Raw genomic sequence first — 20,070 nt, forward strand, 5'->3', positions numbered from 1 at the left:
CGGTTTGCTCATCGCCTTCCCCAATGCCGATGACCCGCCGTCAGGGAATCACGAATCGCTCGAAAGCAAAATCCAAAAACGCAAGAAAGCGCGCCACAACACCCGGCTTTCCTGCAAAATCGAATACTTTATCGAGGCAACTTCTACCCGTCTCCCAGGCCGATCTGCATTCTTCACGGACGACTCCGTGCATAGGCCAAGCTCAGACATCCAATTTCGTCCGCCCGTAGCTTACTGCCCTGGAGCAATCGATCAATCGGCATTGATCATCGCTCCGGGAGACACGCCAGCTTTGATGCGTCGGACTAAGATGCGTCAAAACGCGCTCGGGTTGGTCTCGCTATAGCCGCCCTTGTCGTCCCACCTGTAAACGACATAGTCGATCTGCTTGATGTCACCCTTGGCGTCGTATTCCAGCTTGCCGATCACCGTGTCCCAGGAGCCCGCCTTGATCACGTCCATCACCTTCCTCGGATCCGTGGTGCCGGCTTTGATTGCGGCCTGGGTCCAGACCTGCACTGCAGCGTAGGTGTAGAGGGTGTACCCTTCGGGATCGACATTCCTGGCTTTGAACTTACTGACGATGGCAGCCGCCGCCGGCTTGTTGCGTGGGTCTGGCCCGAAAGTGAAGAGCGTGCCCGCTCCAGCTGCGCCGGTGACCGAGGCAAATTCCTTGTCAGCCAGGGCATCACCCGACATCAGTACGGTCTTCAGGCCCTGATCACGCATCTGGCGCAGGATGAGACCTGCTTCCTGGTGATAGCCGCCAACATAGACGAGGTCGATATTGTCTCGCTTCAGGCGCGAGACAATCGCATTGAAATCCTTGTCGCCTTTGTTATAGGACTCGTAAATCTTCTCGATGACGCCCGCCTTGTTGAGGGCCCTCTTCGTCTCGTCGGCAAGCCCCTTGCCATAGGTGGTCTTGTCGTTGAGAATGCCGATGTTCTTGCCCTTGAAATGCTTGGCGATATAATCGGCAGCAACCTGGCCCTGCTGGTCGTCGCGGCCGCAGACGCGCGCCACGTTCCATAGCTTTCGCTCGGTGAACAGGGGGTTGGTCGAGGCGGGCGTGATCTGCAGTACGTTGCCGTCCGCGTAGGCTTCCGAAGCCGGGATCGACGACGAAGAGCAAAAGTGCCCGGCAACGAATGGGATCTTGGCGGCAGCGATCTTCTCCGCGACCGATCGCGCCTGCTTGGGATCGCAGGCATCGTCCTCGATGTCGAGGGCGAGCCTCTTGCCGAGTACGCCGCCTGACGCGTTGATCTGCTCCACCACCATCTCCGCGCCGTTCTTCATTTGCCGCCCGAAGGCGGACTCGCCCCCAGTTATCGGTCCGGCGACGGCGATGGTGATGTCCTCTGCCAATGCCTCTGTGGACAGCGCAATAAGTGCTCCAAACGCAAAGCCGATCAGCTTGAGTGATGTCATGGATGGTCCTCACAAGGTAAATGCAGCCGCGAGTAAGTCGAGCAAAGCAAAGCGAGCCCGGCGACGGCCAGCGCCTAAAAAGCGGCCGGAGATAAAGTCATGGTCGCGCATCGAACCCCTTCGAGTGCACTGCCATGATGGAGCGACAGCCCACCTTGAGCCGGTGGAGAAACAGTTCCATCTCGCCGAACCATATAAAGGTTCAAGGAACTATCGGCAGGCAGCTCATCGCCCAAAAGCAGTACAAGGACATTTTCCGATGCCGTTCCAGCAGAGTGATAAGCCGGGGCGCGTGCGCAAGGGTAGAGCTAGATCAACAAGCAACGTTAACGTACAAATCGTCCCGTCTCATTCTCGCAACGCGTTGTCCATCTCATATCGCCCGCCGCTCGTTCAACGCACGGGAGCTGCCTTGGACGAACACTAGCGGAATCATGTAGCCAGGAAAGTAATAGCTCGGTCCGCAACGTACAGAGCCCGCCGCGTCAGGAATGCGTATGCAAGAGGCGGGCTGTCCGGACGGGAGAGGGATGAGGCGATCCTTCACGCCGCCCCCCATTTGAAAACAATCAACATGTGTCACCGATATCGATGGAGGCGGACATAAAGCGAGCGCAGAGGTGTTTTCGCTGTCCTAGCCGCTGGCACGAGGGCATCGCCATGCTCTCGGCGTTAGCCGAGCCGCGACTAGGTCAGAATCCTTGTCGGTCCTTAGAGATCGTCGAACTCTGGATACTTGATAGCGAGGCCAGCCTTCATAAGGCGACAAGGCAACCGGCGCCCGTTTCAAATGAAAGCAAAGACGAGCAGGCTTGAGCAGAGGAGTGCGAAGCTGGTTGCGGTCAGCGCGAGAAGACTACCGGAGACAAGGTCATGATTGCGCATGAATCACCCTCGATTGAACCTATAAGGAGGCAAAGAGAAGCAGTTCGCCAAGGTGAATTCTTGGCGATTCTGGTTGCATTATTCCTGCTTTCGCTGCGTGATGGTGCATCTTTGCAGCGTTATTGCGCCGTAACTCGTTGAAGCGCGGCGTAACAAGAGTGGCTGGAGTTCGAAGCCCGCCAGAAGTGCATCAGTGCTCGAGTGACGCGGCCGGCGAGGCTGGCCTTGGTCATAAGATCGGATTCGCTGGCATGCTGCTCGCACTTTGGACTAGCCCTACAGCCTGCCCGAAACTCGGCATTCTGCATATTCGAGCACATCCGTTCGCGAAGGTTCCAGGCTTTGGCAAGCCGGGTTACTTGGTCGGCCGAAGCGGCCGGCTACGTGCGTTTGCCGCGCTTGCCATCTCGGGCCGCATTTCCGCCCTCGCGTGCTCGGGTGTGTCGTCCTTCCAGCGTACCGAGCCGAATGGCCTTTCCAGCATGCGGCGAACACGTACCGGTGCAGCACCGATGTGGAAGTGAATGGCCCGCCCCTCCAGCGCTCGTTCCGATTGGGTCGGGCGGTTGCGCCAGCGCAAATAATCGAGCCACGTCGGAAAGTGATAGCGTTCGGTCCACAATTCGGGATCGGCGATGTCGCGCGCGATCGACCAGCCATAGGCGCCGTTGCGCTGGCGGGACAATTGCACGTCTTGCATGACGTTGTGAAACGCGCGGGCATTCTCTTCTGCAATCCGGTATTCGATCTCGACGACGAGCGGCCCGCTACGTCCAGTCAAGGCGAGCCGCACTTCGGGATCGGCGAGCAGCTCGGGCTCTTCGCCGCGCGCGCCGACACGGGGCATGGGTAGCCAACGGCCGATGAGTGGTGAGGCGAGCATCAGCGCGGCCGACACCAGCAGCGCGGTTTCAACGCCGGCCGCGTCCGTCAGATGGCCCCAACCCCAGCTGCCGACGGCAATCCCGCCTGAACTCGCCGCCTGATAGGCCGCGAGCGAGCGACCGGTCACCCAGCGTGGCGCTGACAGCTGAACTCCGATGTTGAACACCGCCCATGTCAGCATCCACACGGCTCCTGCCAGGACCAGCGCGGCCGCGGTCAACACCGGCTGGCGGCTCAGCGCCACGGCAGCTATCGCCGCGCCCATGGACAATGCACAGGCGCGAATCGCAGCTTCGCCGCTCATCCGCCTGCGGATCTCGGCAATGTTCAACGCGCCGACCACGGCCCCCACGCCAAAAGCACCAAGCATGATGCCGTAGGTCTGGGCGTCGCCATGCAACACATCCCGCACCACCAGAGGCATCAGCGCAGTAATCGCGCCGGCTCCAACGCCGGTTACAAGAGTGCGAAGCAATACGACCTTGATCGATGGCGAATTGCTGATGTAGCGCACGCCAGACACCATTGCGCGGCTCAATCTTTCAGGCGGCAGGCGTGCGGGGGCGCGGACGCGCTTCCAAAGGAACAACGCGGCCATCAGAGGGAGATAGAGCAGCGCGTTGAGCGCGAATGCGGCCACTGCACCGGCGCTAGCTACCACTACGCCGCCGATCGCTGGGCCGACGCTCCGCGCGATATTGTAGCTGATGCCATTCAGCGCAATGGCTGCAGGTAGCTGCGCTTCCAACGGCACTTGTTCGCTTACGGATGATTGCCAGGCCGGTCCCATAAGCGCCATGCCGCTGCCGACCACGAAGCAGAGTACGAGCAAGACGTTCGGTGTGGCTAGGCCAAGCCAGGCGGCCACCGTAAGGCCAGTTGCGCCGGCGAGCGCGATGCCAAGCGAAACCAGTGCCACGATGCGGCGATCGTACATATCGGCGATTGCGCCCGCTGGTATTGAAATCAGCATCACTGGCAGCAACATAGCGGTCTGCACCAACGCCACCTTGTCAGCTGATGACGTCATCTGCGTCATCGCCCAGGCTGCACCTACACCTTGTATCAAGCTGCCGACATTGGACAGGAGACTCGCAATCCAGATGCGACGGAAGGTTGCGTGCCGCAGAGGCGCCGCGATGCCATCGGCGCTACGCGACTGGGCTTTAGCTGAATCGCTCATGGTGAATCGTGATCATCTATCATGATTCGATTCTGGTGCGGATCACAAGGATGTTCCCGACGTGATTTCGCCGCGGAATAAGACGTCGATCTGATGACGATGTTCCGCTGGCTGCCTATCTTCCATTCCAGTAAGCGCTGTTCATTGGTGACTTTATGCTGCATCCAGCGCATACAATGGACACATTGACAGACGCTGTATCCCTCGCGCGCAATCTTTGTACGAAACGTACAAATGGTGAAGACGATGAGTGCGGCATCGCTCGTCGGTGGGTAGAGTGAACTACGACCTCTTTACTAAGAAGCCGAAGGCCCATGGCGCAGCACCATCCACAGTTCACGGGTTTCGCAGCGTCTGGCAGACCTTGTTGTCACTGGGGGCGAGTGGTTGCAACGCAGAATAGGGTAGGCGGCCTCTCACCATGCCGCACGATCGATACTGCGGCGAAGGATCTCCATCTAGAACACAATGAGACGCAACAGATCGAGCTATCCTGGCTCAGCCCGAGAGTTTTTATCTCAATGGCTGCAAGTTTGTCGCAGCTCGGATGAAATATTAGCTGCGACATCGGCTCCGTGAACACGCGGATTGTTCCCGTAGCCTGGTTCAAGGCTTTCGGCTTGGCTATCTAGTTGCTCGCATAAGCGTCTCACACTTCCGGACGAGTTCTCGGGCGAGCGAGCATGACGCGGGATTCGGCAATCCGTTGTTGCGGGTTGTGCGGAGTTGCTCGTGGATGGCCGGTCTTCATGGAAACCCCGCCGGTGCTGAACTTCCGAGCAGGAGACGACCTGCGCTCTGAAGTGTTCCTTCGTTCAAGGCTGCGTGCTGGGCAACGACGAAACTGTCGCACATCGCGCGCGCGAGATTGCTTGTCGCATAGAGCGATTGCGTTCCTGCGAGCCCGCTCGCGATCTTGCAGACCTCGGCGCTTTGTCGGGCGGCGTTGGTCGCGGCAAGGCGCATCAGGGTCGTCGTATTCGACTGGACGGCATCCTGCAACGCTTCGTTCCATAGCTCCTCGGTGGCTTCATAGAAGAAGGAGCGTGCGGAGCGCAGCATGGCTTCGGCTCTGGCGGCCTCCAGCTGGATGTAGCCGCGCTCTGCCATCACCGGCGCTCCAGTAATCGAGGCGCGGCTCCGGGCCATGCCGATCACCTCGTCTAGCGCGGAGCGCGCAATGCCGATGCCCACAATCGCATGCGCCTGCGCAGCGAAAGTCACCGAAGGATAACGATGGAGGGGCCCGTCGAAAGCCGGTGGACCGCCGCGGATCAGTGTCCATTCCTCTGGTACAGTAACATTGTCGACAACGATGTCATGACTGCCGGTGCCTTGCAGGCCGATGACATCCCAATTCGGACGGATTGTTACCTTGTCGGCCGGTATCACGGCTATACGTACAAGTCCACTTGTTGGATCATCGTCTAGAGTGATTCCAACACCAATTAGCTCTGCGCCCGGTGATCCGCTGGCGAAAGGCCACACGCCGTTCACAACAAACCCGTCGGCACTTCGTTGAGCGGGCTGGAGCGGGAAAACTGCACCCGCGAACACCACGTCAGGTCCATTGGCATATACGCGGCAAAGCGTGTCTTCAGGGAGAGCAGAGAGGTAGCGAGCCCCGTCGCCGAAGCTGGCGACCCAACCGGCCGATCCGTCCGCTTTGGAAATTCGCTCGATCAGGCGACAAAAATCGGCAGGCGTTCTCTCGTCGCCGCCGAAACGTTTGGCGGCCAAAGCCCGGTAGACGCCAACGCGTTTGAATGCCTGGATAACGTCGTCTGGAACCTTCTGCGCGCGGGCGAACTCGATTCGCCGCGCGCGGATATCGGCCAGCAGCGGCGACAGATCATCACTCGTTGCAGCCGAAACATCCGTTTCTGGTGCGATCATTCCTGGCGGAGGGTTCATGTTTGTCCTCGGTGTTAAGACGACCAGCGGTGTAGCCCGTCATTGATGGAGATTGCGAACGCATGGGAGAGCCGGTCCTATTGAGTGAGGCCGGAGAAGATCGCCGATTGCCGCAGTTGATATCGATCGTGACCAGCCTGCAGGCTCCTTCCTCTCCAAACCGCTTGCTGAACGGATCTTAAGGAGTCGGAAGTCTGACAAGACGTGGCCATCGGCGCTGCCCTTGAGGTTGGACCGGTAAGCAAACAACTGCGGCGGTGACATTCGTCCTCATCTGTTTGACCAGGACTGCGAGAGTTGACGATAGCGCTTGCTTCCCATCTCTTCTCAAACTTGGAGTTGCGACTCACGAACCTGTGGATCCGTCGTCTCGCCAGCAATCGATGTGCCATCAAACAGGGCCTGTCAGCTGTATTTCCGTGGAAGTAAATCGCATGGCACGAGCCGGGTCAGCGGGATGTGAGCGCCATCTGTGTCTGGTTCCAGCCATCGTGTCAGTAAGCGGACAGGGGGTGAGGTGAATGACTGACGTGGACCTCGACCACGGACGAGTCCGCCTCGGCCATTTGCCGTCACTGCGACTTGACGATATGGCGTATCGCTGCAAGGCACCCAAGATGCAGGGGAGAGCATGCAATACTTCTCTGCTTTGTTCCGAGGTTGACGCGGGTCGCCCGTGCTGCTTGCGCCCTGGTAAGAGGCGAGGGCAGACGCACGCCGCGTGACAAACGCGAGGGACCGGCTGCAGACGCAGCCTTCGCATTGCCAAGTCCTGCCTGGGTGCTGCGGTCCCCAGCTCATGCAAGCGGCTACAGAGAACTTCCAGCGGCTTTCGTCTCTTAGCTCGATTCGCTCTTTCGCGGCCGCTGGCGGCTTTTCTTCGACGAATTTTAACTGCCTCGGATCACAACTGAACTTACGCAGCTCATCCAGCAGCAGCGTTGTAATCGCTTGCCGGTCCCTGCTGGTGAGATCAGTGCTATATGGCAGCTCAGCTAGCGATTGATGTTGGCGCACGCGAGTACCCGTAAATGCCGCCGCTCCCTGCTGTAAAGAACGCTCCGCGTAAAGCTAATGTTACCGCCCAATGCCAGCACGCGCCGGCATTCGTCGCTGTTTACCCTCGGCAGCGAGCCGGAAGACCGACCTATTTCCCGCGCCTCCCACTGCACGCGCAACACAAGCTGATCAGAGCGCGCGGGCACCCGATGGCAAATGATGCCACGAGCCGGCCAGGCGAGCAGAACCTCACGCCTCACCATCGGTCAAGCCTTGTACCGTCCGAACGTCCGAACCCACGTACCGTACCAACCATTGCACATGCAGTGAGCTGTTCCGGAAGCGTTATGAATTCGGAAGGAGTGGACACCTTCCGGATTAGCGCGACACATCGGCGTTAAGTCTGTAGGATCATTCGACCTATCGCAGCGAAGCGTTGCGAGTTCCGTTCTGTCGTCGAAACTCGCTTGGACTGAACTCATTCGTTTCAGTGAACAAGCCATGCGACGTCTCGTGAGACATCCGATCTCGCGACCCAAACCGGTCAGAAATGCTATCGTTGGCATTGGCTGCACCGCGACGCTGCTCCGGTTGCCGTGATGCGCGCCACAAGATCATCAAGGCGGCGGGCGCTAGAAGCAGCAATGGCGTTGGAAACGGTTCGCGCGTATCGAACAATTATGATGCAATTAGGTCACACTCACTGCCGTGGTGCGCGTTTGTCCGGTTCGTGCCGAGGTTGCGCGCGAATGGCAACGGTAATCTGGCAGCATGACTATCCGCGAGTGAAAGAGTGCGCAGCGCAAGGCTCGTGCCGAAACGACGACGGCCATCTACGTGATCGAAGCGTTCCGAGATCGGGACTGGCGCCTCCGATTGACAGGCTGCAGCCATGGGAAGGCGCAAAGGTCGCGCGTCGCTCTGCTTGAGGGCAGACAGCTGCGTTCTAACAGGATCAAAGACTGCGCGGCTTTCCCTCGTCTTCCCTTCGATGGCATAGGCTGGATCAAGCAATGAACTTAACTCACCCAAGCAAGCTTGAGCGCTATGCCGCGGCCGTGGAAGCTATGAGAGAAGAGCGCCGGCGGCGCGGCCTCAAGGCACGCGCAGGTGTTGATTTTGCTTCCAGCGATTATCTGGCACTGGCGAGCGCGCCACGTATGAAGGAGGCTCTGTTCGCTGCGCTCAAGGCTGGAACGCCCATCAGAGCTGGCGGGTCACGGCTCCTGCGCGGCAATTGCGAGGAACACGAAGCTCTCGAAGCGGAAGCGGCGCGGTTCTTTCGAGCAGAGACAGCGCTGTTCTTCGGTAGCGGTTACATCGCAAACTTCGCTGTTCTGACAACGCTGCCGCAGCGAGGCGATCTGCTGATTCTCGATTCGCTCGTGCACGCCAGCATTCATGAAGGCGCGCGCGCGGGCCGAGCGGAGTTCCGGATAGCAGCCCAGGCGGCGTAGGGCGCGTCTGGATCTTGGTCGAGAGCCTCTATAGTATGGACGGTGACTTCGCGCCGCTTGCAGATCTGGTTGAAATCGCTGAACGGTACGAGGCGTTCCTGGTTGTAGATGAGGCCCATGCCACAGGCATTTACGGCGAGCAGGGACGGGGGCTCACAGCGCCATACCATGGACGCGAATATATTCTGGTGGTCCACACCTGCGGGAAGGCTCTCGGGGCGGCCGGTGCTCTTGCACTGCGTCCAGCGTATTGCGCGATTTCATGGTCAATCGGTGTCGTCCATTTATCTTCGCTACCGCGCCATCGCCCCTGTTGGCACTCGCTGTTCGGCAGGCGCTTTTGATTGTACAGGAGGAGCCTGAGCGGCGGCGACGCCTGATCGATCTTATCGATTTTGCGCACCGTCAGCTCGCCATCTGCGGCCGCCCGACCCGTTCGAGCTCACAGATCGTTCCTTACATTGTCGGTGACAACGCCCGCACGATGCGGCTGGCCGCTGCACTGCAGGCGCGCGGTTTTGATGTCCGAGCAATACGACCGACAGTGCCCCCGGCCAGGGCAAGGTTACGGATCTCGTTAACGCTTAATGTCGAGCAGGATGATGTATCCGAGATCATCGATGCTTTGGTCGAAGAGACCTGGGGTAAGGTACGGTGAGATCTCACAATCATGATGCTGGTCGGTATTCGGATCAGTCAACGATCTTCCAAGGAATGCGCCGGAGCGCGCAAATCCTCCCGCCGATCGGTGATCACGGCGTCCTGCGCTCGTTAGCTCCGCTTTATGCGGCGCAAATATAAACTCGACATAAATTCGACGAGGCTGCTCATTGCGACACTGGCGGCGGCTTCGTTGGCTGACGAAGGAGAAAACGCCCCATGTCGACGCGAGTAGCACTTTTCGTATCATCGGTGGGCTGGACTGCCATCGTCGTCGCAATTCTCCTGTATGTAATCTTTAGTCCTGCTTGATGGCCAAGGTCGGAGGATCCGCGTCGTATGGCTTCTCAACCTGTTCGATATTGAACCGCCGCGTCTGCCGGTGCGCTTGTCTCCCCGAAACTCGTCAGCTTCTCGATAGCCAAGCCTCTTAGCATAGTCTTTCCCTCTCGATGACCGAACCGGCGGCGGTAACGGCGGTGCGGATCTGCAAGAGATTAAAACAGAAGGAGAGCTGCATGGATTTCAATGAGATCAACCGCGGCGGATCCTCAGGGTCTCCAGGAGAATACGCCTGGACACAAGAAGATCATGATCTATTTAGTCGGATCATCAATGAACCCGGGCCATCGTCGTCCGCCGTGCCTGAGGAGACAGCATACGATGTCTCATTCGCCGTTCCCCACAAGTTTTCCCACGGCACCCAATCCGCCCCCAGGCAAATGGTCGAGAGACTGAACCACTTGGGTCTCCTGCCTGACGCCGACCAGCCGAGTATGACCTATGAGATCAAAGGGCATCGCTCGCGCTGGACTCCTCTAGCGGCGTGCGTCTCATTCATAACCCTCCGGAGGACCAAAGCATTGGAACTGGGCCAGCGGGGCTACCAGATTTCGGAGCATTCATTTTCGAGACGTCGCGTAGAGGTTTCCCGCTTCCGGAGCAGTGGGCGCTCCCAGCCCTGATCGAGAAGCTGCAGGAAACGGGTTTCATGCCTGGTCCAAACAACCCAACAACCATTGCTCTCAATGGCCGAACTTACAATGCAGAATTAATGCAGGGAGGGTTCGTTAGGCTCAGGCGGGCTGGGTGAAAGACGCCGAGATAGAACCAGCGGAGCTAGCCGCTACAGTCTTGCGGTCATTCGGTTCCAACTATGTCGGCTGTTCATAGCTCGAGCAATGGACTGTCGCGTGCGCCAGCGAGTGGATAGCATCGGCCCCTGTCGGATCGCGGATTCAGGAAGCCGCCGAAGCGTCGGCGTGAACCGTTTCGTGAAATCGCCGTCGGCATCGTCTTCGAACGCACCATAAGGCCACAAAACAATTACGTGAAGGATAGCCTCTCCACGGGCAATGGCAGCGGGTGAATCCGGGTGGCAGTCGCAACGCTAGTGAAGACAACGATAATGAACAACGTCGGCCACGATATCGAGAGCCTGGTGCTGGCCCGCGCGTTGCCAACATAAGTACGAAGAATATGACCTGTATCGGGAGACCACGCAAACATTATCCCGAAGCTATGACAATCAGTGAAGCTGATCACGTCCGGCGTATTTGATTCAGCCCGATGAACCTGCGAATGTTGTGTCAGTCGATTGAGGGTGGGACAGGGCAGATCGGCTGGGCGATCGCGCGAGGCCACCAGCGTCAGCCCAATACATCGACCCTGCCGGTTTCGAGCCGATATACACCGCCGACGATATTTAGCGTTTTCTGCTCAACAGCCGGGTTCAGGATCGGGCTGGCGGATTTGAGCTTATTGACGTTATCGATCACATTCTGCCGGATCACATCGGCAGAGCTGTCACCTGGTTGGTGGCGCGACCCTCTTACGGCAGGCGCTAGCGCGCTGACGAGGGAGCGGATATGTCCCGGCGCCGGCTTGCCTTCATCAAGCGAGTTGATCGTGGCGTCTATCGCGCCGCAGTGATCGTGACCGAGTACCAGGATCAACGGCGTGTTCAGTACGGCAACCGCATACTCCAGGCTACCAAGCGTGTCATCGTTGACGAAGTTGCCGGCAAGGCGGCATACGAATAAATCACCAAGTCCGCTGTCGAAGGCAAGCTCGGGCGCTACCCGCGAATCGGCGCAGCTCAGAACCGCCGCATATGGATTCTGACCATCGACTAAAAGTCGGCGCTCGCGTTCCAGATCGCGCCCTCGCGACACGCTCTGCACATAACGATCGTTTCCCTCCATGAGCCGCTTCAGCGCAGCATCGGGCGAGAGCCGGTTATTCGGCTTCGGCGGCGCTGTTGCTTGCTTCGCGTCGACAATGTTGCCGGCAAACGGCACAACACATGCCGAAACAGCGAACAGCAACAGCGAGCGGCGCGAAGGCGCGAGCTCGGTCGGATAGGGGTTATCCTGTGAACGGTCTGCATGCATGGATAGGACCTCTATCGCGCGGCTCTATGCCACCCCATGGCTTCGGCCTCGTTTTCGCTGCAGAACCAGCGTTCAGCCGGTTTCTTCGTCATGTCGATTTGTCCGTAACTGAGTTGCCCAGGAGAGTGATACGTGCGCTCGCCGTTACGTTCGACGGTGCCCTTTATCAGGCAGTCGGGCGAGGGTGGGTCAGATAGCAGAGCGGATCCGAGCAGGAGTTCCTGGGCATCGTTCGGCACCGAGCTCGCGCCGACAATGATCGTGCTCTTGTTGCGGCGACGCCAGTCCCAGGGGGTGATGAATGCCCCCGACCACAGGCCGGCAAAGGCACTGCTCGCCGCCACCTCATTGATGACGTAAACATGGGCGGATGGCTCGGATGACAGCGCCCAACCGGAGCTTACCATCCAGGCGTTCACGTCCTGGCCCTCGATGAAGCAACTGCCAAGGGACCTGCCGTACTTGTCTACTCCTGCGGTCTGACAATCCCATATTCGTCCTTTCGAGTAGTTGATAAGGGCGTCGCGAGCCGCTACTCCGCAGGCCCATTTCCGGCCATGAGCATCCAGGCAAATCTGATCAGTCTCGGGGGCCTCGATACCCGAGAGCCGAATTCGCGTTCGTTCGATCTCTATCGTATTGGCGTCAAGGATTTGGGGAGCACCGCTCAGTTTCGCCGCGCAAACAGGAGACGCGATGATAGCGAGCAATGCTGCCATCATTATGCGGTACTTCATCCTAATATCCTTTCGCTCGTGGTTCATCGGCTCACAAAATCGCAGCGATCCGGTGTCGTCGCAGCCGACTGCTTGACTGCACACACGTCATCGCGTCTGCATCGTTCGACGATGCTGTTGTGAAGGCTTGCTTATATTGTCAGCCTACGACCTGACGCTGGGTGAGATTCAAGAGATTTCTTTGGGGGCATTTTTCGACGTGCTTCTGGCATCTCCAGCTGACTCTCCCTCTCCTGGACATGTCTCCTGCTCTGGACCTGAAGGAAGAGATCCCGCATGTTTCAGCGCTGCACTCGCGACCCAGGAATACGGCTCTTGGCACGCTATTTCTCCAAAGGCTCGGAAGAAGCGGGGCGGGTGGTAGTCTTCGCCGCCGAGCGGAAGAGGCGGCGATGCTAAGCCTCTTTGATTGCTATCGTTCGACAGGACTGGCGCGAGGTTCATCATGGAGGGGAAAGCGGAAGTCGGGACAACGCACGATAAGAGTGATTGCTCAAAAGAGATCGGCCTCCCGCTTGGTCCTACGCTACAAGACAACCATGCTTCACTCACACGGTGGCCCGTATTCGCGACCTTATCCGCAACGAACGCTGCGCGAAATGACTTCCACAACGCCTGGCTGACCTTCGATGCGCGAACGGAAGAAAGCACGGCTCGGCATAGCGGCGAGCTTGCGGAATGACGAGGCCGCCTTTTACGGGTTTGCGCTGCAAGGGCGTCCTCGCACTATTGCGAGTGGCGATCTGGTTGCCATTTCAGAGCGATGAATCAATCCACAACGTGTGTCGGCACACAGGGCATTGCGGCGGTTCGCGCTGGCAGGGCTTAGGCGACTCACGCTAATCATCATGTTTGGATGACTCGCCGCACAATGGGATTGAAATGGTTATGGCCACCCCTGAATTGCCGGTCTCTTGTTACGCGCTAGAAGTGGACGGCCGACTCAAAGCCGAATTCGCAGCCAGAGACGGCGCCCGGGCTGGTGGAGCAGAATTAAAAAAGCGTTTTCCCACGCTTCAAATCAAGATCTATGACGCGCAGACGAATGTGCGCGAGGAAATTTAGATCAGGCTCAATTCGATCTTCGATCCTCGCAGCAAGGCTGCGGAGCTCCTCGCCGGGGGCGCTCGGGAAAGGGTCCCGCCGCCATCGAGGATGCCGGCGTCGCTATCACTGCCCCGTTCCCGGGGTCCCTCTTAGACCGGTCTCGTCGCTGCACTCGCTCCCGCGGGTGCTTGTTGGTCGCGCGATGCGCTGCGCGCACGCCGGATCGAGCTTGGCCTCAGCATCGCCTCGCTTGGTCCGTGAAGGATGACATGTGGCGCGCTGGCGAGAGCGGATGTGTCTTTTTGTACCAGTTCCGCCGCGGCTACTCTCCTGAATAGGCAAGAGCCATCCTGATGCCTGGCTTTCTTAATTGGGCTTGCAGGCCGGAGAGAGGCTCGCCTCCTGTCGGCATAGCTGGACGCGTCAATTTTCCAGCGCATGGGTCCTGCTTTGGCCCGAGGCGCTCAGCGCTCAAGGAGTAGCGCTGCCATCCTGATCATTTGTCGAGGCCTTTCGCACCCCCTCCAATGTGTCCCGTTCGTTTGGCTCTATGTGATGGAACCAGGCGCCGGGAGGAAAAGTCGCAATCCTCTTGGCAAGGAAAGATTGCGGCTCCCAATCGTGTCCCTCGCGCTTGACGAAGGTGATGACCCCATTTTCGGTAAAGTAGCGAGGGCCTGGTATGTTGCAGTTCACCAACAGCAGAACGCGCCACCGGTGCGCTTTTTCCGTTGGCTTGTCATTCGCCGCCGTAACGTAATCCACGACAACAGGTTCGATAATATGACAGCGGCCGTGCCGGAGAAGATCTCCGAGCTTGCCCTGCGCGGTCGTCACAAAGTTGAAATTGACCGGATTATGCAGAAAACGAAGGTTTGCGTCGTTTTCGCCGTCGGTGACTTCACTGGCGATGAGCGAAAGCGCCAGGGCGTGCCAGCCGAGTTCGATGGGCTTTGCATAGGGAGACGCAACTTCAATCTTTCCGTCGGTCCCGATCTTCCAGGTAATAAGGTAATGTTCGTCTGATTTGTTATCCTGATGTCTGGTCCAGGAAAGATAAACATACTCAGTGTGGTCGATGCCTTCGGCGATTCCCCAGTTTCGAGGGACGAAGTGCGCCACTTTCGAGACTTTCGAGACAATGTGCTCGATTGTCTCACCATTTCGTGCTCGCCAGGTTGACTTGACTCGTTCGACGAGCGCGTTTTCGCCGGCTCGCGCACTGTTGCCCGTCGCAACCAGCCCAGCAAGGAAAATCAGCGATTGACAGAGACAGAGCACGCCTCTTGCAGACATTCTCTTCATAACGGCCGGACCATCGGTTTTTCATCCACACGTCAAAGCGGGCAGCCTTCAATGCTATCCTCGATTGGAAGAAGTTAGCGGCAACGTGACACGGGCGCCTGCCGATGTCCCGCGCGAGCAGGCGCTGTCCCCTCGATGTCACGCGCCGCTAACTTCAGTGGGCCAGCCACAACCTCAATTTGCTGTGCTGGACCTGCCCAGGAGGAGAAGCCTGGGCACCCCTGAGCTTGCATCCTTCGTGCCAGGAAATAGCCGGCAAATCGCGCCAGATTATTGCAATGTTTGTTGGCTTTCCGACGGCGCTCGTTTCAATGTTTCCATTCAGCCGATCCGCGCGGGCCGGTTCAGCTTTTGTCGCGCCGATCTTCGAGAGGCGCAGGCGAAAGCCGCTGCCGATTTACGGATGAGAAATCGGGAGGCACCGTTGAAAGCTGTTGAACCGTCCGGTGTGCTCACCCGAACGCCCAGCGATCTCTATCAGCCGATCTCTATCGGCTCGTAATTGATAATAAGCAAAAGTCGCTCGTCACCGCCGGGCGTGCGGAATCGTTCGAAAGCGCGTCGTCAGGCAGGCACATGATATGGCGCGCGCGTTTCTGCCTACGCGCACGATGGTTCGATCTGGTTAATCGTCCAGCTGCCTCGGCCAAGCATTCATGGTTGGATGAGCCGCTGTTTCCAATCGCGGCGGCCGGCAAGCGAGAAACGATCAAGTCGCGCTAACTTCCTCTCGCGTCGCTCAACATTCTCGAGAGCCTCTGTCTGACGGGTTGATTCATGAACGCTTTCACCAACCACCCGAACAGGCCGACCGCAAAGACGGTGACAGCAAAGACGCCGACGGCGCTCCAAACAGCCATTTTCATTGCGGGTCCCAGTGTTCGTTGAGGCGAATCGATATGCGTGCCCGAGTATTATCGGCATGAGAGGCCGCAAATCGCCTACCAAGATTGGTTGGCTCGTAGATCAACATGCGCGCCGAGTATGCTGATGAAACTTGCGCAGGTGTTTTGCCCTGGCGGCGGTTCATGGCTGTCGAGAGACAGGACGCCGGCACGCCGGAAGCGCCGCGACTCGCGCCTTCGACAATTCTTTTCGACACGTATATTTGGAGAGAGCTTCCAATCGTGGTCAACTTTCGACGTTAAATGGCCATGTGAGTCACCGATGGCGGCATTGAAGTGAGAGAGTCATCTGAGAGGTTGACGGAAGCGGTCTGTTGCCGATAATCGATATAGTAGAGGTTCTCCGGTCCCGCTGGATTCGGAGCTAAGAGGGAAGCCGGTGAACAGGCCGGCGCTGCCCCCGCAACTGTAAGCGGCGAGCCGCTGTCCAACAAAGTCACTGAAGCCCGTGCGGCTTCGGGAAGGCCGGACAGCGGCGATGACCCGCGAGCCAGGAGACCTGCCTCGACCACATATACGTCCACGGGCGGGGTGTCCCGGTGGTGCGCCAAGCAGCCGCCGCTCGGGCGATCCTGCTTGCGTCCGCCATCGCCTTTGCCCCCAACTACGGGGTTAGCGCTATGTCTCTTCTCTCCCTTCCGGTTGCTACGCTTGGAACGCCTCGGATCGGCCCGAGGCGCGAGCTCAAACGCGCGCTTGAAAGTTACTGGGCCGGCGCAATTAGCGAACAGCAATTGCTCGAGGATGCAGCTGGCCTGCGTGCTGCGAACTGGGCCCGCCAAAAATCCCTCGGTGTCACCGTCATTCCGTCCAACGATTTCTCGTTGTACGACCAGGTGCTCGACACCTCCGTCATGGTTGGTGCCATTCCGGAAATCTACGCCTCGAAAACCGAACCGGTTTCGCTCAAGACGTACTTCGAGATGGCCCGCGGTTCACAGTGGGACCGCCAGACTGCGAGTTGCAGCCACGGATCGGGCGGATATGGCGCGCCCGCACAGGAAATGACCAAGTGGTTCGACACCAACTACCACTACATGGTCCCTGAATTTCATCGAGGACAGACGTTCCGCCTGTCCTCGCGAAAGCCTATCGAGGAGTACGAGGAAGCCAAAGCCCTCGGGTTCCAGACCCGCCCTGTGCTGATCGGGCCGGTCACATTCCTAAAGCTTGGCAAGAGTGCGGATCCTGCGTTCCAGCCGCTGTCGCTCCTGGATGAGCTGATACCGGTCTATGTCGAGGTTCTGCAGGAACTAGCCAAACGGGGAGCAAAGTGGGTTCAATGCGACGAGCCCTGCCTGGTTCTTGATCTGGAGGAGGGGGCGCGAAGATCTTTGCTACACGTCTACGATCGGCTCGCCAGGGAAGTACCGGACGTCAAGATCATGGTCGCGAGCTATTTCGGCGATCTCGGCGATAATCTGGACACAGCTTTGAACATGCCCGTCGCCGGACTGCACGTGGATTTGGTTCGCGCGCCGAACCTGTTGGGCCGGATCATTGCTGCCCGCCGAAGTGACCTCGTCATGTCCCTCGGCGTCATCGACGGACGAAATGTATGGCGCTCGAACCTGTCGACGCTCCGCCAGCAACTGGATCCCGCCATTGCCAAGCTTGGCAGGGATCGTGTCCAGATCGCTCCGTCCTGCTCGCTGCTTCATGTGCCCGTCGATGTTGAACTCGAGACCGGACTTGCATCCGATCTCAAGAGCTGGCTTGCCTTTTCGGTACAGAAGATGCGTGAGCTAGCAATCCTGGCGCGGGCGCTCGCGGGTGATCAGAATGTGGCTGAAAGTCTTGCTGAATCGCAGTCGGCCGTGTCCGTCCGCCGGACTTCACCAAAGATCCGTGATGCCAATCTCGCGGTGCGGATGCGAGCGATTGACGAGGCCATGCGCCGGCGCGCCAGCCCATTTGTCCGTCGGGCCGAGATCCAGCGCAAGCGCTTTGGACTACCCTCCTTTCCTACCACGACGATCGGATCCTTCCCGCAAACCTCTGAGGTCCGTAATGCCCGCGCAGCACATGCGCAAGGCGCGATGAGCGAAGAGCAATACCACAAGTTCCTCAAGGAGGAGACCGCGCGCGCTCTGCGTTGGCAGGAGGACATTGGTCTGGACGTCCTCGTGCACGGCGAGTTCGAGCGCAATGACATGGTGCAGTACTTCGGCGAGCAACTCGCCGGATTCGCATTTACCAGGAACGGTTGGGTACAATCCTATGGCTCGCGCTGTGTCAGGCCACCGATCCTGTTCGGCGATGTTTTGCGGCCCAAACCGATCACTGTAGATTGGTGGCTCTATGCGCAATCATTAACCCGCAAGCCGGTGAAGGCGATGTTGACCGGACCAGTAACAATATTGAACTGGTCGTTTGTTCGCGATGATATTCCAAGAGGCGAGGTCTGCCGGCAGATCGCACTGGCGATCCGCGACGAAGTCCGCGATCTCGAGATAGCCGGTGCGAGCATGATCCAGATCGACGAAGCTGCCCTTCGCGAAGGGTTGCCATTGCGCCGATCGGAGTGGGCGGCCTACCTTCAATGGGCCGTCGATAGCTTCCGCATTTGCTCATCAGGCGTTGCAGATCAAACCCAGATTCATACGCATATGTGCTATTCGGAGTTTAATGACATCATCGATGCCATTGCTGCAATGGATGCGGATGTCATCTCGATCGAAACGTCGCGATCGAAGATGGAGCTGCTCGACGCGTTCAGGAACTACAAATATCCCAATCAAATCGGGCCGGGCGTATATGACATACATTCTCCCCGCGTTCCCGAGGCAGGGGAAATGAAGGAGCTGATAGCATTGGCTCGGCAGCGGTTGCAGGATTCGCAGCTCTGGGTAAATCCGGACTGTGGTCTGAAGACGCGCAAATGGGAGGAGGTTCGCCCGGCGCTGGTCAACATGGTCGCCGCCGCCCGCGAACTGCGCGCAGCATCTGATCGGCCAAGCCATTGATCCTGCACTTGGCTCTCTCTCTCCTTGAGGAAGCTGATCGGCTTTTATTCACTTGCGCTCTCGATCGTCTGGACGGAGCTTTGGATGAGCATAAAAAGCCCGGCCGCGTTAGCAGGCCGGGCGAAAGTCAAGTCTGAGAGGAAGCGACGCTGACGCATCGCCGACTTCCATCGGAGGAGGGAGGACAGCCGATGGTCCGATCGCCGGCGAGGGCATTCGCCGTAAATCTGAACCCAAGCTAAAGCACGGCTCGGTGTAGCTCAATTATGCCGTGGTATGCGCCCGGTGTAATCGAGTATTGGAAAACTACACCAAGGTTTGTCGCTGATGAGCACTTTCACAACGGTTCATCGACTCGAGCAATGAGGGCAGTGACGCCCAACGGTCGAATCTCGGCCGAGCTCATGTGCAATCGGCGGCGCTTTGCGGCCGCTCGATCAGCGTGACTATACGGGAAGACGCGAAGGAACCGTTGAGCACAGCCAGTACAAGTTGGTTGTTATTGACTCGAGTACTGCTCGGGTCGGCGGTGTCCGGTTCCACTCAATAGCCGAGTTTCGGCTCGAGGCTCTGTTTGGGATCGAGGAGCGGATCGACGCTGGCGTAACACAAGCGTGAAAGCGGCGGGATGCCAATCGGGCCGGCTCGTCAGTCGTGACATCGGTTCCGGCCCGAGGTATAAGCCGGCTCACCGGTGTCGGGTTCGGGAAGCGACCTGTTCGACGCATCGTAAGCGATCGCAGAGCTTATGCTGAGTAAAGCGTTGTGCGGGATGGTATCCTGTGAACGCATTCTTGACTGTCGGAGTCCATATATCCTGCGGCTCGGCCAAGCATTGCGCATCACGCGCGCTTCGTCGGTTTCGTCTTTTGCTGCATGTAGGACCGCAGCACGGCGTTGATGCGCCGTTGATAGCCTTCGCCTTCGCTCTTGAAGAAGTCGAGCACGTCCTCGTCGACGCGAATGGAAATAGCCTTCTTCTTTGGCGGGACTACCAGCACCGCATCGGACCAATCAATATCCTTGAAGTCCTGCCAATCGGTATCGTTCTCCATAGTGGTCTCGATCTCTGCGTCGGTGAGCGCGTCAATACGAGCCCAGTCAGACTTGCCACTTCGGCGATCGCCCCATCTTCTCCTTATGGTTCTCTCTTTCTTCATTCTTCCTCGCGCGCTGAAGTGTCCGAAGCCTAGCAGGCTGTTGAAAAAAGGCGGTCGCCGCCGACCGAGGATCATGATTCATTGGCTCCGACGAGATTCGGAGATGGTGCGTGCGCGGCGGCGACAATCGAACGGGCGAG

13 protein-coding genes, 1 pseudogene and 1 riboswitch are annotated in these 20,070 nt (G+C 58.5%); of the genes and pseudogenes, 7 read left to right on the forward strand and 7 right to left on the reverse strand.

Annotation, left to right across the window (positions count from 1 at the left end):
- Positions 1-346, forward strand: a 346-nt coding sequence (locus ACZBJS_RS38980; protein WP_463440055.1) for a hypothetical protein, incomplete at its 5' end; no start/stop codon positions are given.
- On the opposite strand, the gene ACZBJS_RS38985 is transcribed toward ACZBJS_RS38980, so the two are convergent.
- Positions 316-1,434: a branched-chain amino acid ABC transporter substrate-binding protein gene (locus ACZBJS_RS38985; RefSeq protein ID WP_463440056.1), complete on the reverse strand. Its 1,119-nt coding sequence runs from the start codon at positions 1,432-1,434 to the stop codon at positions 316-318. The genes ACZBJS_RS38980 and ACZBJS_RS38985 overlap by 31 nt on opposite strands.
- 873 nt (positions 1,435-2,307) lie before the next feature.
- On the opposite strand from ACZBJS_RS38985, the gene ACZBJS_RS38990 reads away from it, so the two are divergent.
- On the forward strand, positions 2,308-2,460 hold the full coding sequence (locus tag ACZBJS_RS38990) for a hypothetical protein (RefSeq protein ID WP_463440057.1): 153 nt from the start codon (positions 2,308-2,310) through the stop codon (positions 2,458-2,460).
- A 214-nt stretch (positions 2,461-2,674) separates the two neighbouring features.
- On the opposite strand, the gene ACZBJS_RS38995 is transcribed toward ACZBJS_RS38990, so the two are convergent.
- Both ACZBJS_RS38995 and ACZBJS_RS39000 read right to left on the reverse strand, forming a co-directional pair.
- On the reverse strand, positions 2,675-4,387 hold the full coding sequence (locus ACZBJS_RS38995; protein ID WP_463440058.1) for an MFS transporter: 1,713 nt from the start codon (positions 4,385-4,387) through the stop codon (positions 2,675-2,677).
- A gap of 747 nt (positions 4,388-5,134) precedes the next feature.
- Positions 5,135-6,301: an acyl-CoA dehydrogenase family protein gene (locus tag ACZBJS_RS39000; RefSeq protein ID WP_463440059.1), complete on the reverse strand. Its 1,167-nt coding sequence runs from the start codon at positions 6,299-6,301 to the stop codon at positions 5,135-5,137.
- A 2,012-nt stretch (positions 6,302-8,313) separates the two neighbouring features.
- Here ACZBJS_RS39000 and ACZBJS_RS39005 point away from each other — a divergent pair.
- Both ACZBJS_RS39005 and ACZBJS_RS39010 read left to right on the forward strand, forming a co-directional pair.
- Positions 8,314-8,757 (forward strand): aminotransferase class I/II-fold pyridoxal phosphate-dependent enzyme, encoded by a 444-nt coding sequence (locus ACZBJS_RS39005; RefSeq protein ID WP_463440060.1) that lies wholly within the window; start codon positions 8,314-8,316, stop codon positions 8,755-8,757.
- 35 nt (positions 8,758-8,792) lie between these two features.
- A pseudogene (locus ACZBJS_RS39010) lies at positions 8,793-9,415 on the forward strand (aminotransferase class I/II-fold pyridoxal phosphate-dependent enzyme).
- Positions 9,416-11,066: 1,651 nt separating this feature from the next.
- Here the strand turns inward: ACZBJS_RS39010 and ACZBJS_RS39015 are convergent.
- Together ACZBJS_RS39015 and ACZBJS_RS39020 are read right to left on the reverse strand one after the other, a co-directional pair.
- Positions 11,067-11,810, reverse strand: a complete 744-nt coding sequence (locus tag ACZBJS_RS39015; protein WP_463440061.1) for a carbonic anhydrase — start codon at positions 11,808-11,810, stop codon at positions 11,067-11,069.
- 11 nt (positions 11,811-11,821) lie between these two features.
- Complete coding sequence (locus ACZBJS_RS39020; RefSeq protein ID WP_463440062.1) at positions 11,822-12,547, reverse strand: thermonuclease family protein; 726 nt, start codon at positions 12,545-12,547, stop codon at positions 11,822-11,824.
- Positions 12,548-13,435: 888 nt separating this feature from the next.
- Between ACZBJS_RS39020 and ACZBJS_RS39025 the strand changes: the two genes are divergently transcribed.
- Positions 13,436-13,612 carry a hypothetical protein gene (locus ACZBJS_RS39025; protein ID WP_463440063.1) on the forward strand — a complete coding sequence of 59 codons (177 nt, stop codon included), beginning with the start codon at positions 13,436-13,438 and terminating at the stop codon, positions 13,610-13,612.
- A gap of 453 nt (positions 13,613-14,065) precedes the next feature.
- Here the strand turns inward: ACZBJS_RS39025 and ACZBJS_RS39030 are convergent, their stop codons facing one another.
- Positions 14,066-14,890, reverse strand: coding sequence for a nodulate formation efficiency C protein (locus ACZBJS_RS39030; RefSeq protein WP_229158180.1), 825 nt, complete (start codon positions 14,888-14,890; stop codon positions 14,066-14,068).
- A gap of 73 nt (positions 14,891-14,963) precedes the next feature.
- Between ACZBJS_RS39030 and ACZBJS_RS39035 the strand changes: the two genes are divergently transcribed.
- Entirely contained in the window at positions 14,964-15,401 is a 438-nt protein-coding gene (locus ACZBJS_RS39035) for a hypothetical protein (protein WP_463440064.1), read from the forward strand.
- Between the two features lie 722 nt (positions 15,402-16,123).
- Positions 16,124-16,325: riboswitch (cobalamin riboswitch) on the forward strand.
- A gap of 99 nt (positions 16,326-16,424) precedes the next feature.
- Positions 16,425-18,770: a 5-methyltetrahydropteroyltriglutamate--homocysteine S-methyltransferase gene (gene metE, locus ACZBJS_RS39040; RefSeq protein WP_229158215.1), complete on the forward strand. Its 2,346-nt coding sequence runs from the start codon at positions 16,425-16,427 to the stop codon at positions 18,768-18,770.
- A gap of 842 nt (positions 18,771-19,612) precedes the next feature.
- Here the strand turns inward: metE and ACZBJS_RS39045 are convergent.
- Positions 19,613-20,005 carry a BrnA antitoxin family protein gene (locus ACZBJS_RS39045; protein WP_463440065.1) on the reverse strand — a complete coding sequence of 131 codons (393 nt, stop codon included), beginning with the start codon at positions 20,003-20,005 and terminating at the stop codon, positions 19,613-19,615.
- Positions 20,006-20,070: the final 65 nt, after the last annotated feature.

The sequence above is a fragment of the Bradyrhizobium sp. KZN70725 genome, from assembly GCF_055264925.1.